This is a genomic window from Enterobacter sp. 5-4 (genome assembly GCF_000612205.1).
In the GTDB taxonomy this organism is placed as follows: Bacteria; Pseudomonadota; Gammaproteobacteria; order Enterobacterales; family Enterobacteriaceae; genus Enterobacter; species Enterobacter roggenkampii.
In genome coordinates this window covers 18,490-32,399 of record NZ_JFHW01000010.1, presented here as the reverse complement: position 1 = coordinate 32,399, position 13,910 = coordinate 18,490, and the positions used below count along the sequence as shown (strand labels likewise).

Genomic DNA, 13,910 nt, shown 5'->3' with positions numbered 1-13,910 from the left:
TCTGTGGATAACTCTGTTCACAAGAGTATTTCAGAGAAAACAGAAAACGTCCCCAGCGATGCTTTTCGCTGTGGATATTTTAGAGATGAAGAAGAATTTGGAGCGGGAAACGAGACTCGAACTCGCGACCCCGACCTTGGCAAGGTCGTGCTCTACCAACTGAGCTATTCCCGCTTGGGCAGTCTGTGCTGTGAAAGCACTTTCAAATTTTGGAGCGGGAAACGAGACTCGAACTCGCGACCCCGACCTTGGCAAGGTCGTGCTCTACCAACTGAGCTATTCCCGCAAATCTGCACTGCTTTTGTTGCTGTCGTAACGTGTAATTCTCTGTCGTTACGGGAGGCGCATTATACGAGAAATCCTTTTAGCTGCAACCCCCCTTAAAGCGATTTTTTCGAAATTCAGTTCAAATGCTTATTTAATCGGCAAGCTGCACAATTTAACGACAAAAAGCCGGCCACGCAAGGCGCCGGATCTCAAAATCACAGCTTAATAAAGTTTTCGCGGTAGTAAGAAAGCTCCGCCACGGACTCTCGGATATCGTCCATCGCCTGATGCGTCCCCTGCTTTTTAAAGCCGTCGAGAATTTCAGGCTTCCAGCGACGCGCCAGCTCTTTCAGCGTGCTGACATCCAGATAGCGGTAGTGGAAGTAAGACTCCAGCTCCGGCATGTACTTAAACAGGAAACGACGATCCTGGCCGATGCTATTCCCACAAATAGGTGATTTGCCCGCCGGAACCCACTGTTTCAGGAACTCAAGCGTCGCCAGCTCCGCCTCACGGTCACCCATGGTGCTCGCCTTCACGCGCTCCACCAGGCCACTGCCGGTGTGGGTACGCACGTTCCACTCGTCCATCAACGCCAGTTGGTCATCAGACTGATGCACCGCAATCGTAGGCCCTTCCGCCAGGATATTCAGGTTGGCGTCCGTCACCAGGGTCGCAATTTCAATAATGCGATCGCGCTCGGGATCCAGCCCGGTCATTTCGAGATCGATCCAAATCAGGTTGTTTTCATCCGCGCTCATGTTATTTTCCACCCTTCTCGCATAACCGGCAGTAGCAGGTTAACTAGTATTAATTAGAGTGTATCATAGAGGTTTTGCCCCCTACGGGCGACCAGGAGCCAGTGCGATTGAGTAAAAATAAACTCTCCAAAGGGCAGCAGCGCCGCGTGAATGCCAATCACCAGCGCCGTCTTAAAACCACTGCGGAGAAGGTCGATTACGACGACAACCTGTTTGGCGACCCAACGGAAGGCGTAGTCATCAGCCGTTTCGGTATGCACGCTGACGTGGAATCCGCCGATGGTGCCATTCACCGCTGCAACATCCGCCGGACCATTCGTTCTCTGGTGACCGGCGACCGCGTCGTCTGGCGACCGGGTAAAGAGGCGGCGGAAGGCGTAACGGTAAAAGGTATTGTTGAAGCAGTCCATGAGCGCACGTCCGTGTTAACCCGTCCCGATTTCTACGACGGGGTCAAACCGATTGCCGCCAACATTAACCAAATCGTTATCGTATCGGCGATTTTGCCCGAACTGTCGCTCAATATTATCGACCGATACCTCGTCGCCTGCGAAACGCTGCAGGTTGAACCTATCATCGTGCTGAACAAAATCGATCTGCTGGACGACGACGGGATGGCCTTCGTCAATGAGCAGATGGATATCTATCGCAAAATTGGCTATCGCGTCCTGATGGTCTCCAGCTACACCAAAGATGGCCTGAAACCGCTTGAAGAGGCGCTTACCGACCGCATCAGCATCTTTGCGGGCCAGTCCGGCGTGGGTAAATCGAGCCTGCTGAACAACCTGCTTGGCCTTCAGCAAGAGATCCTCACCAACGATGTATCTGACGTCTCGGGCCTCGGCCAGCACACCACCACCGCGTCACGCCTGTATCACTTCCCACATGGCGGCGACGTGATCGACTCCCCGGGCGTGCGAGAGTTCGGTTTATGGCACCTTGAGCCGGAACAAATCTTTAACGGATTTGTCGAATTCCATGATTATTTAGGCGCTTGCAAGTACCGCGACTGTAAACACGATAACGATCCAGGCTGCGCTATCCGTGAAGCGGTTGAGAAAGGCGAAATCGCGGAGACCCGCTTCGAGAATTATCACCGCATTCTTGAGAGCATGGATCAGGTAAAAACGCGTAAAAACTTTTCTGATTCTGATAACTGACAACTAAGCTAAGCATCGCTAAAATCGTCCCCTTTTTTCAGGTTCCGGTGGCTTACCGCCGGATCAGGAACGACAAAACAATGGCCTGGAGGCTACCTTGTTAAACGCATTTAAACTTTCGCTTCAATACATTCTGCCAAAACTGTGGCTCACTCGCCTGGCGGGCTGGGGCGCGAGCAAACGCGCAGGCTGGCTGACCAAACTGGTCATCGACCTTTTCGTAAAATATTACAAGGTCGACATGAAAGAGGCGCAGAAGCCGGATACCGCCAGCTACCGCACCTTCAACGAATTCTTCGTGCGCCCGCTGCGTGACGACGTGCGCCCGGTGAACACCGACCCTAACGTCCTGGTGATGCCGGCAGACGGCGTGATCAGCCAGTTGGGTAACATCGAAGACGACAAAATTCTGCAGGCGAAGGGCCATAACTACAGCCTGGAAGCGCTGCTGGCGGGTAACTACCTGATGGCGGATCTGTTCCGCAACGGTACCTTTGCCACCACCTATCTGTCACCGCGCGACTACCACCGCGTGCACATGCCGTGTAACGGCATCCTGCGTGAAATGATTTACGTCCCGGGCGATCTGTTCTCCGTGAACCACCTGACCGCGCAGAACGTGCCAAACCTGTTTGCCCGTAACGAGCGCGTCATCTGCCTGTTCGATACTGAATTTGGCCCTATGGCCCAGATTCTGGTCGGTGCGACCATCGTTGGCAGCATCGAAACCGTCTGGGCAGGCACCATCACCCCGCCGCGCGAAGGCGTGATCAAACGCTGGACCTGGCCTGCCGGTGAAGCGGAAGGTTCCGTGGCCCTGCTCAAAGGTCAGGAGATGGGCCGCTTTAAGCTGGGCTCCACCGTGATCAACCTGTTTGCGCCGGGCAAAGTGAAGCTGGCTGAACAGCTTGAAAGCCTGTCGGTGACAAAGCTGGGCCAGCCGCTGGCGGTCTCTACCGAAACCTTCGTGACGCCGGATGCAGAGCCTGCTCCGCTGTCACAGGAAGAGATTCACGCCGAGCACGACGCCAGCCCGCTGGTTGACGACAAAAAAGACGAAGGCTAACAACAGAAGGATCGCTGACGTGCGCCCGATTATCGTTCTACTGATGGCCTGGTGCCTCAGCATGGGGGCGTACGCAGCGACAGCCCCCGACGCCAAACAGATAACCCAGGAACTGGAGCAGGCAAAAGCGGCCAAACCCGCTCAGCCAGAGACCGTCGAGTCGCTCCAGTCTGCACTGAACGCGCTTGAGGAGCGGAAAGGCTCGCTTGAGCGCGCTCAGCAGTATCAGCAGGTTATCGACAACTTCCCCAAACTCTCGCAGACGCTGCGCGCGCAGCTCAATAACTTGCGCGACGAACCGCGCGATGTGCCGGCAGGGATGACCTCCGACGCGCTGAACCAGGAGATCCTGCAGGTCAGCAGCCAGCTTCTGGAAAAGAGCCGCCTTGCTCAGCAGGAGCAGGAGCGAGCGCGCGAAATTGCCGACTCCCTCAGCCAGCTTCCGCAGCAGCAAACCGACGCCCGCCGCCAGCTTAATGAAGTTGAGCGCCGCGTGGGGACACAAAACGGCAACACGCCACAGGCGCAGGCCCAAAATCTGGGCCTGCAGGCAGAATCGGCTCGCCTGAAGGCCCTTGTCGATGAGCTCGAGCTGGCGCAGCTTTCCGCCAATAACCGCCAGGAGCTGTCGCGGATGCGCTCAGAACTCGCTCAGAAGCAGAGCGAGCAGCTGGACGCCTATCTTCAGGCCTTGCGCAACCAGCTCAATAGCCAGCGCCAGCGTGAAGCGGAGCGCGCGCTGGAAAGTACCGAGCTGCTGGCAGAAAATAGCGATAACCTGCCTGCCGGCATCGTCGAGCAGTTTAAGGTCAACCGTGAGCTTTCGGCCGCGCTGAATCAACAGGCGCAGCGTATGGATCTGGTGGCCTCGCAGCAGCGTCAGGCCACTAATCAAACCCTTCAGGTTCGCCAGGCGCTCAACACCCTGCGCGAACAGTCCCAGTGGCTCGGATCGTCAAACCTGCTGGGCGAAGCGCTACGCGCCCAGGTCGCGCGCCTGCCGGAGATGCCGAAGCCGCAGCAGTTGGATACCGAAATGGCCCAGCTGCGTGTTCAGCGACTGCATTTTGAAGATCTTCTCAATAAGCAGCCGCAAATCCGCCAGATCCGTCAGGCTGACGGACAGCCTCTGACCGGCGAGCAAAGCCGCATTCTGGAAGCCCAGCTGCGTACCCAGCGTGAACTGCTGAACTCTCTGCTCCAGGGCGGGGATACGCTGATTCTTGAGCTGACCAAGCTAAAAGTGTCCAACAGCCAGCTGGAAGATGCCCTGAAAGAGGTGAACGAGGCGACGCACCGTTACCTCTTCTGGACGTCCGACGTGCGTCCGATGACCTTCTCGTGGCCAATTGAGATTGTCCAGGATCTGCGCCGTCTGATTTCGCTGGATACCTTCAGCCAGCTGGGACAGGCCAGCGTGATGATGCTCACCAGCAAAGAGACCATTTTCCCGCTGCTGGGGGCGTTAATTCTGGTGGGCTTCAGCATTTACTCGCGCAGACATTTCACCCGCTTCCTCGAGCGTTCCAGTTCCCGGGTGGGGAAGGTTACCCAGGATCACTTCTGGCTGACGTTGCGCACCGTATTCTGGTCGATTCTCGTCGCCTCCCCGCTGCCGGTGCTGTGGATGACGCTGGGCTATGGCCTGCGGGAAGCCTGGCCCTATCCGCTCGCGGTAGCGATTGGCGATGGCGTCACCGCCACGGTACCGCTGCTGTGGGTGGTAATGATTTGCGCCACCTTTGCGCGACCCAATGGCCTGTTCATCGCCCACTTTGGCTGGCCGCGTAATCGCGTGGCGCGCGCCATGCGTTACTATCTGATGAGCATCGGGCTGATTGTGCCGCTGATTATGGCGCTGATCATGTTCGATAATCTCAACGACCGGGAGTTTTCAGGCTCGCTGGGCCGCCTCTGCTTTATGCTGATATGCGGAGCGCTGGCCATCGTCACGCTCAGCCTGAAGCGCGCGGGTATTCCGCTCTATCTGGATAAAACCGGCAGCGGTGACAATATGTTCAACCGGCTGCTCTGGAACCTGCTGCTCAGCGCACCGTTGATTGCGATGCTGGCAGCCGCGGTGGGTTACCTGGCGACGTCGCAGGCGCTGTTGGCACGTCTCGAAACCTCGGTGGCCATCTGGTTCCTGCTGCTGGTGGTGTATCACGTTATCCGCCGCTGGATGCTGATCCAGCGCCGCCGTCTGGCGTTTGACCGTGCCAAGCATCGCCGGGCGGAGATCCTCGCCCAGCGCGCGCGGGGTGAGGAAGAGCCAAACCACGTTAACAGTACGGAAGGTACGACGGAGGCGGATGAGGTCGAACTGGATCTGGATGCCATCAGTACCCAGTCCCTGCGCCTGGTTCGTTCCATCCTGATGCTGATTGCCCTCCTCTCGGTCATCTTCCTGTGGTCGGAGATCCACTCCGCGTTTGGCTTCCTGGAGAACATCTCGCTGTGGGACGTGACGTCCACGGTGCAGGGTGTTGAAAGCCTGGAGCCGATCACCTTAGGGGCGGTGCTGATTGCCATTCTGGTGCTGATCATCACCACCCAACTGGTGCGTAACTTCCCGGCGCTGCTGGAGCTGGCGCTGCTGCAGCATCTGGATTTAACGCCGGGTACGGGCTATGCAATCACGACCATTACCAAGTATCTGATCATGCTGTTTGGCGGTCTGGTTGGCTTCTCGATGATCGGCATTGAGTGGTCGAAGCTCCAGTGGCTCGTCGCAGCGCTCGGCGTTGGGTTAGGTTTTGGTTTACAGGAGATCTTCGCCAACTTCATCTCGGGCCTGATCATTCTGTTCGAAAAACCGATCCGTATTGGCGATACCGTCACGATCCGCGATCTGACCGGCAGCATCACGAAGATCAACACCCGTGCGACGACGATCAGCGACTGGGATCGGAAAGAGATCATCGTGCCAAACAAGGCGTTTATTACCGAGCAGTTCATCAACTGGTCGCTCTCAGACTCCGTTACCCGTGTGGTGCTGACGGTACCGGCACCGTCGGACGCGAACAGCGAAGAGGTCACCCAGATCCTCTACACTGCCGCGGAGCGCTGCTCGCTGGTCATCGACAACCCGGCGCCGGAAGTCTTCCTTGTGGATTTACAGCAGGGGATTCAGATTTTCGAGCTGCGTATCTACGCCGCCGAAATGGGCCACCGTATGCCGCTGCGCCATGAGATCCACCAGCTGATTCTGGCGGGCTTCCGCGAGCACGGTATTGATATGCCGTTCCCACCGTTCCAGATGCGTCTGGAAAGCCTGGACGGGCGTAAAACGGGAAGAACGCTGACGTCAGCGGCGCGTACGCGCCCGGCGGGCAGCTTATAACGCGTCTCCCCTCCCTTTCGGGAGGGGAATATTCCCGCTACGCCACTTCTGCGATGTACGCCGTCGCGCGTCGACGGTAATTCTCATAAATTCCCATCGCTAACAGCGAGAAGAAGATTGGGCCGCCGACCATCCACAGCGCGCTGTTCCAGTCGTTCGCCTCAATTACCGGCTGAATAATGGTAAAGATGTTGGCAAACGCCACCACCACCACCACCACCGTGGTCGCCAGCAGCGTTGCCGCGCGGGTTTTAAAAATCACAAACGGACGTTCAAGCTCCTGCTTCGCCTTAAAGAACGGGAACGCCAGGGTCAGGAACAGGTACGGCAGCGTCATCGACACGTTCGCCATCAGGGTCAGCTTGTTATAGAACGCCGATGCGGTATCACCGCCAAATGACACCAGCAGAATAAACACGCACACCAGCAGACACTGCATCCACATGGCGTTGGCAGGCATGCCTGCGGTATTGAGCTGGGTCATGCGTCCCGGCCACAGCGCTTTTGGCGTACCCTGGATGATCGCTTTCAGCGGCGAGTAGATCAGCGTGAAGAATGCGCCGGTATAGGCAAGGAACATCGACAGGCCGGTAATGCGCGCAAACCAGATCCCCATGGTGGCCGATGCTTCCGGCGTCAGGTGCATGGCGTTACCCAGCGTCATCCCCAGGCTTTTCATCAGCACGTAGGTAATGTTCCCGAGGTTGGTGGTGTTGTTACTCAATACCTGCTGCCAGTTGGTGCTGACGCCCCAGAGGAAAATCGCCAGTGAATAGCCGATGGAAATCACGATAGCGGCAAAAATAATCCCTTTGGCAAAGTTCTTTTCCGGGTTCTCGGTCTTGTCGACCAGCCCGCCCACCGCTTCAATACCGCCGTAGGCGAAGATGGCAAACACCACGAAGGAGAGCATGGCCAGCCCGGACTGGTAACCTGGATTAGGCGAGGAAACGAAGTTCACCTCCTGCGCAAAATGACCACCGTTCAGGCACAGAATGGCAATACTCACCAACAGCAGCACCAGGTTCAGGCACATCACGGAAATACCGCCAACGGCAGTGATACGGGCAATTTTGTTGATGCCTTTTGACGCCACCAGCGTGACCACCACCATCCAGCATACCGCCAGGATACCGACGACCTGCGTGGAGCTCAGCCCCGCCAGAGACCAGACCTGCGTTTTATCGGCACCGAAAAGAAACGTGGAGAATGGCACCCAGACTTTGGCCGCCGTGCTGACCATCCAGACGACATAAGAGGAGAACCACATAAACGTGCCGATAAAGGCATAACGCGGGCCGACGCTGTTGTTCATCCAGGAGTAGATCCCGCCCTCTTCTTTCCGGTAAGCCGAGCCCATCTCCGCCATCATCAGCGCAAACGGGATAAAGAAGAACAGAGCCGAAACGATATAAAACGGCGTCGCGCTGTAACCCATCAGATAGAACGCTGATGGGCTGTTGGCAAAGCCAAAGACTGAGGTAAATATCATCAGGATGAGCCCGGTGAGGGTCATCTTTTTGAGTGACTGGGACATAGAACCATCCGAAAAGGAATTAAACTGCGCGGATGGTAGCAGATGACCAGACTAATATTGTGGCTATAAGGGGCAAATTAAGAAAAAGACCCGCATATTAATAATATGGCAGTTTTTAATGTGGCAGGGCCAAATGACCGAGTAGGCCGGGTAAGCGACAGCGCCACCCGGCAATTCTTTAAGCGCGATCGACCGTAAAGGCAATCACATCGCCAAGCTGCTCTGCGCCCAGGGCCAGCATGACCAGACGGTCAACACCCAGCGCCACGCCGGAGCAATCTGGCAGACCTGCTTTTAATGCTTCAAGCAGATTAACATCAATAGGCTGCTGCGGCAGGCCGCGCGCGGCGCGCTTGCGGTTATCCTGCTCGAAACGTTGCGCCTGCTCGCGCGCGTCGGTCAATTCGTGGAAGCCGTTCGCCAGCTCAATGCCTTTGTAATAGACCTCAAAACGCTCTGCCACACGGTGGTCTTCGGTGCTGATCTGCGCCAGTGACGCCTGGCTTGCCGGGAAGTGATAGACAAACGTCGGACGGTCTTTGCCAATCTGCGGTTCCACGCCGAAGGTGAACAGCAGCTGCAGCAGCGTGTCGCGGTCCTCTTCGGTATCTGCCACGTTGCTCAGATCCAGTTTTGCCGCCACTTCGCGCAGCAGGGTTTTGTCCGCCGACAGCGGATCGATTTCCAGATGGCGCTGGAAGGCCTGCTGATAAGAGAGCGTTTCCGCTTCTGAGCAATCCAGAACCTGCTGAAGCAGATCGTCCACCTCATTCATCAGGCGGTACATATCATAATGCGGGCGGTACCACTCCAGCATGGTGAATTCCGGGTTGTGGTGACGACCCATCTCTTCGTTGCGGAAGCTACGGCACAGCTGATAGACCGGACCACATCCCGCCGCCAGCAGGCGTTTCATGTGGTATTCCGGGCTGGTCATCAGATACAAATTCATGCCCTGAGAGTGGCCGGGGCCAACAAAACGGGTTTCAAACGGGACCAGATGAATATCCGTTACCGTTGCCTGACTCATGCACGGGGTTTCCACCTCCAGGACGCCGCGGTCGGCAAAGAAACGGCGGATCTCCGTCATAATTGCAGCGCGTTTTAACAGATTAGGGATGGATGCGCTCGGCTCCCAGGTGGCCGTTTCGCTCATGAGTTGTTCTCCGATTTCAGACAAGGGCACGAAGTCTACTCGTTAGCAGGGACAGAGACAAATTTTGCGCAGTAAAAAAGCGCATTTCATTTAGGTGAACAATTGCGTGATGCAATTCATCAATCTCAATGATAAATCGCCGGACAGAACAGCAAAAAAATCGAACACGTCAAATTTCCCTGACATCTACACGGTTATACTGTTTTACCCATAAAGGAGCAGTGGAAACGCTTTCGCAATCGTCCTTTTGGACGGGTGAACTACCTTTAGTTTGTCGCGTTGCGAAATAACAAAAATCTGGAGGAATGTCGTGCAAACTTTTCAGGCCGATCTTGCCGTAATAGGCGCTGGCGGGGCTGGATTACGTGCTGCGATTGCTGCAGCGCAAGCTAATCCCAACGCTAAAATCGCATTGATTTCAAAAGTCTATCCAATGCGCAGCCACACGGTGGCCGCAGAAGGAGGATCCGCCGCCGTTGCGCAGGATCATGACAGCTTTGAATACCATTTCCACGACACGGTTGCAGGGGGCGACTGGCTTTGCGAGCAGGATGTCGTTGACTACTTTGTGCACCATTGTCCAACGGAGATGACCCAGCTTGAGCAGTGGGGATGTCCGTGGAGCCGCCGCCCGGACGGCAGCGTCAACGTTCGTCGCTTCGGCGGCATGAAGATCGAACGTACCTGGTTCGCCGCCGATAAGACCGGCTTCCACATGCTGCACACCCTGTTCCAGACCTCCCTTCAGTTCCCACAAATCCAGCGCTTTGATGAGCATTTCGTCCTCGACATTCTGGTGGATGATGGACACGCGCGCGGCCTGGTGGCGATGAACATGATGGAAGGCACGCTCGTCCAGATCCGCGCCAATGCGGTGGTGATGGCGACGGGCGGTGCGGGCCGTGTTTATCGTTATAACACCAACGGCGGCATCGTCACCGGCGACGGTATGGGTATGGCGCTCAGCCACGGCGTGCCGCTGCGCGATATGGAGTTCGTGCAGTATCACCCAACCGGTCTGCCGGGCTCCGGCATTCTGATGACGGAAGGCTGCCGCGGTGAAGGCGGTATCCTGGTCAACAAAAACGGCTACCGCTACCTGCAGGATTACGGCATGGGCCCGGAAACCCCGCTCGGCGAGCCGAAGAACAAGTACATGGAACTCGGCCCGCGCGACAAAGTCTCTCAGGCTTTCTGGCACGAGTGGCGCAAAGGCAACACCATCTCCACACCGCGTGGCGACGTGGTTCACCTCGACCTGCGTCACCTGGGCGAGAAAAAGCTGCTGGAACGTCTGCCGTTCATCTGCGAGCTGGCGAAAGCCTACGTCGGCGTCGATCCGGTGAAAGAGCCGATTCCAGTCCGCCCAACGGCGCACTACACCATGGGCGGGATCGAAACCGACCAGCAGTGTGAAACCCGTATTAAGGGTCTGTTCGCCGTCGGTGAATGTTCCTCCGTGGGCCTGCACGGTGCTAACCGCCTCGGCTCAAACTCGCTGGCCGAGCTGGTGGTCTTTGGCCGCATGGCGGGCGAGCGCGCGATGGAACGCGCGGCAACCGCAGGCGAAGCTAACGGTGCCGCGCTGGATGCGCAGGTCGCAGACGTTGAAAAACGCCTGAAAGATCTGGTGAACCAGGAAGGTAACGAGAACTGGTCTAAGATCCGCGACGAGATGGGCCTGTCGATGGAAGAAGGTTGCGGTATCTACCGTACCCCTGAGCTGATGCAAAAAACCGTCGATAAGCTGGCGGAACTGCAGGAGCGCTTCAAGCGCGTGCGCATCACCGACACCTCCAGCGTCTTCAACACCGACCTGCTCTATACCATCGAGCTGGGCCACGGCCTGAACGTGGCGGAATGTATGGCGCACTCTGCGCTGGCGCGTAAAGAGTCGCGTGGGGCGCATCAGCGTCTTGATGAAGGCTGTACCGAACGTGACGACGTCAACTTCCTGAAACACACTCTCGCCTGGCGCGATGCGGATGGCACCACACGTCTGGACTACAGCGACGTGAAAATCACCACGCTGCCGCCGGCTAAACGCGTGTACGGTGCAGAAGCAGAAGCCGCCGAGAAGAAGGAGAAGGCGAATGGCTGAGATGCAAAAACTGAAAGTTGAAGTGGTGCGCTACAACCCGGAAGTGGATGCCGCACCGCACAGCGCTTTCTATGAAGTTCCTTACGACGAGCAAACCTCCCTGCTGGACGCGCTCGGGTATATCAAAGACAACCTGGCGCCAGACCTGAGCTACCGCTGGTCCTGCCGCATGGCGATCTGCGGCTCCTGCGGCATGATGGTCAACAAGGTGCCGAAGCTGGCCTGTAAGACCTTCCTGCGTGACTACACCAAAGGCATCAAGGTCGAAGCCCTGGGCAACTTCCCTATCGAGCGCGATCTGGTGGTCGATATGACCCACTTTATCGAAAGCCTGGAAGCCATTAAGCCCTACATCATTGGCAACCCGCGCACGCCGGATCAGGGGCCAAACACCCAGACCCCGGCTCAGATGGCGAAATACCATCAGTTCTCCGGCTGCATTAACTGCGGTCTTTGCTACGCCGCCTGTCCGCAGTTTGGCCTGAACCCCGAGTTCATCGGCCCGGCCGCCATTACCCTGGCGCACCGCTATAACGAAGACAGCCGCGACCACGGTAAAAAAGAACGTATGGCGCAGCTTAATAGCCAGAACGGCGTCTGGACCTGTACCTTTGTGGGTTATTGCTCCGAAGTCTGTCCGAAGCACGTCGACCCGGCCGCCGCCATTCAGCAGGGTAAAGTGGAAAGCTCGAAAGACTTTCTTATCGCTACCCTGAAACCACGCTAAGGAGTGCATGATGACGACTAAACGCAAAGCCTATGTGCGGCCTGTGCCGTCCACCTGGTGGAAAAACCTGCCGTTTTATCGCTTCTACATGCTGCGTGAAGGCACAGCGGTACCGGCGGTCTGGTTCAGCCTTGAGCTGATGTACGGCATTTTTGCCCTCAAGCATGGCCCGGAAACCTGGGCCAGCTTTGTCGGTTTCCTGCAAAACCCGATCATTGTCATTCTGAACCTGATCGTGCTTGCAGCCGCGCTGCTGCATACCAAAACCTGGTTTGAACTGGCGCCAAAAGCGGCGAACATCATCGTAAAAGGCGAGAAAATGGGGCCAGAACCGGTGATTAAGGGGCTCTGGGCGGTGACGATTCTGGTCACCGTGGTCATTCTGTTTGTCGCACTGTTCTGGTAAGGAGACTACTGTGATCAATCCAAATCCAAAACGTTCTGACGAGCCGGTCTTCTGGGGCCTCTTTGGCGCAGGCGGCATGTGGAGTGCCATCATTGCCCCCGTCATCATTTTGCTGGTGGGCATTATGCTGCCGCTGGGGCTGTTCCCGGGCGATGCGCTGAGCTACGAACGCGTACTGGCGTTCGCGAGCAGCTTTATTGGTCGCGTGTTCATCTTCCTGATGATCGTCCTGCCGCTGTGGTGTGGCCTGCACCGTATTCACCATGCGATGCATGACCTGAAAATCCATGTCCCGAGCGGGAAATGGGTATTCTACGGTCTGGCGACCATCCTGACCGTGGTCACGCTGATTGCCGTGATCACTATCTGACGCCTCTGGCCCGCCATCCGGCGGGCCTTTTATTTCTGCATCTTCCCCACCAGCCATTGAGCAAACTCGCGCATTGCGGGCGTTTCTGCGCGTGACTGCAGCCTCGTGAGCCAGTAGCTACCAAGGTCAATCTGCGTCGCAAAGGGTTGCACAATGCGCTCACTGTTCAGCAGATGGGTGAACATATCGACAGGGGCAATCGCGATGCCCGTACCTGCCTGCGCGGCTTCCAGCATGGTCACGGACGAATCAAATACCATTACCCGGTGCGTCGGTGAAGGCGGGTTTTCTCCCGCGGCCTGCATCCAGGCGGTCCACTCGTCGCGCCGGTAAGAACGCAGGAGGGTAAACTTCAGGATATCGGCAGGGGTGTGCAACGCGGCTGCAATGTCAGGCGTGCAAAGCGGCGCAAGCGGTGCAGGGCAAAGAAACGTCGCTTCCGTGCCGTGCCACGCCCCACCGCCATAACGAATGGCGTAATCAAGCCCCTCGGCTGCCGGATCGACGCGATTGTTGTGCGTCGACAGCTGAAGATCGATATGCGGATAGCAGCGACGAAAGTCCGCGAGCTGCGAGAATAACACCCCGGTAGCAAAGGTACCCACCACGCCAATTTTCAGCTTCTCCTGGGCGCGCTGGCTGGCAAAGCGATCCAGCATTCCGGCAATTCGGTCGAACGAGTCATTCAGTACCGGCAGCAAATTCTCGCCTTCCGTGGTCAGCATCAGCCCACGCGAAACGCGGACGAACAGCTGGCAGTTAAGGTGCTGCTCAAGCGCCTTTACGTGCTGGCTAATCGCGGAATGGGTGACATTCAGCTCGATAGCGGCATGCGTAAAACTGAGGTGCCTGGCGGCCGCTTCGAAGGCGCGAAGCGAATTAAGCGGAAGATAGCTGCGGGTCATGGTCCCATCCGTTAGAAAAATTAACAGCTAATGCTAAATTTAACCGTTTGTCAGCCACAGTCAAATCCAACAGACTACAGCGGTCTGACGGGCCCGGACACTCCCTTGAAC

The 13,910-nt window shown here is 56.9% G+C and carries 11 protein-coding genes and 2 tRNA genes; 7 read left to right on the top strand and 6 right to left on the bottom strand.

The features are described 5' to 3' along the window. Positions 1 to 98 precede the first annotated feature (98 nt). The 3 genes from AA74_RS0106345 to orn form a co-directional block, all read right to left on the bottom strand. Positions 99 to 174 (bottom strand) — tRNA-Gly (locus AA74_RS0106345). A 36-nt stretch (positions 175 to 210) separates the two neighbouring features. Then, positions 211 to 286, bottom strand: a tRNA-Gly gene (locus AA74_RS0106340). Between the two features lie 196 nt (positions 287 to 482). Continuing rightward, on the bottom strand, positions 483 to 1,028 hold the full coding sequence (gene orn, locus AA74_RS0106335; protein WP_008502926.1) for an oligoribonuclease: 546 nt from the start codon (positions 1,026 to 1,028) through the stop codon (positions 483 to 485). A 107-nt stretch (positions 1,029 to 1,135) separates the two neighbouring features. On the opposite strand from orn, the gene rsgA reads away from it, so the two are divergent. From rsgA to mscM, 3 genes are all read left to right on the top strand, one after another. Continuing rightward, complete coding sequence (gene rsgA / locus AA74_RS0106330; protein ID WP_008502927.1) at positions 1,136 to 2,188, top strand: small ribosomal subunit biogenesis GTPase RsgA; 1,053 nt, start codon at positions 1,136 to 1,138, stop codon at positions 2,186 to 2,188. Positions 2,189 to 2,285: 97 nt separating this feature from the next. Next, entirely contained in the window at positions 2,286 to 3,254 is a 969-nt protein-coding gene (gene asd / locus AA74_RS0106325; protein WP_025911888.1) for an archaetidylserine decarboxylase, read from the top strand. 19 nt (positions 3,255 to 3,273) lie between these two features. Further along, on the top strand, positions 3,274 to 6,597 hold the full coding sequence (gene mscM, locus AA74_RS0106320) for a miniconductance mechanosensitive channel MscM (RefSeq protein ID WP_021240719.1): 3,324 nt from the start codon (positions 3,274 to 3,276) through the stop codon (positions 6,595 to 6,597). A 37-nt stretch (positions 6,598 to 6,634) separates the two neighbouring features. Here the strand turns inward: mscM and yjeM are convergent, their stop codons facing one another. Both yjeM and epmA read right to left on the bottom strand, forming a co-directional pair. After that, the gene (gene yjeM, locus AA74_RS0106315; protein WP_025911885.1) at positions 6,635 to 8,134 is read right to left on the bottom strand and encodes a glutamate/gamma-aminobutyrate family transporter YjeM; all 1,500 of its coding nucleotides are present in this window, start codon (positions 8,132 to 8,134) and stop codon (positions 6,635 to 6,637) included. 178 nt (positions 8,135 to 8,312) lie between these two features. Further along, entirely contained in the window at positions 8,313 to 9,290 is a 978-nt protein-coding gene (epmA, locus tag AA74_RS0106310; RefSeq protein WP_008502931.1) for an elongation factor P--(R)-beta-lysine ligase, read from the bottom strand. A gap of 310 nt (positions 9,291 to 9,600) precedes the next feature. Here epmA and frdA point away from each other — a divergent pair, with 310 nt between their 5' ends. The 4 genes from frdA to frdD are packed head-to-tail and all read left to right on the top strand — an operon-like array spanning position 9,601 to position 12,894. Beyond that, on the top strand, positions 9,601 to 11,391 hold the full coding sequence (frdA, locus tag AA74_RS0106305) for a fumarate reductase (quinol) flavoprotein subunit (protein WP_008502932.1): 1,791 nt from the start codon (positions 9,601 to 9,603) through the stop codon (positions 11,389 to 11,391). Then, the gene (locus tag AA74_RS0106300) at positions 11,384 to 12,118 is read left to right on the top strand and encodes a succinate dehydrogenase/fumarate reductase iron-sulfur subunit (protein ID WP_003855955.1); all 735 of its coding nucleotides are present in this window, start codon (positions 11,384 to 11,386) and stop codon (positions 12,116 to 12,118) included. Before frdA ends, AA74_RS0106300 begins: the two co-directional genes overlap by 8 nt. Before the next feature lie 10 nt (positions 12,119 to 12,128). Continuing rightward, on the top strand, positions 12,129 to 12,524 hold the full coding sequence (gene frdC, locus AA74_RS0106295; protein ID WP_025911882.1) for a fumarate reductase subunit FrdC: 396 nt from the start codon (positions 12,129 to 12,131) through the stop codon (positions 12,522 to 12,524). Between the two features lie 10 nt (positions 12,525 to 12,534). Further along, positions 12,535 to 12,894, top strand: coding sequence for a fumarate reductase subunit FrdD (gene frdD, locus AA74_RS0106290; RefSeq protein WP_008502934.1), 360 nt, complete (start codon positions 12,535 to 12,537; stop codon positions 12,892 to 12,894). Positions 12,895 to 12,923: 29 nt separating this feature from the next. Here the strand turns inward: frdD and ampR are convergent, their stop codons facing one another. After that, positions 12,924 to 13,799: a LysR family transcriptional regulator AmpR gene (gene ampR, locus AA74_RS0106285; RefSeq protein WP_023293463.1), complete on the bottom strand. Its 876-nt coding sequence runs from the start codon at positions 13,797 to 13,799 to the stop codon at positions 12,924 to 12,926. Positions 13,800 to 13,910: the final 111 nt, after the last annotated feature.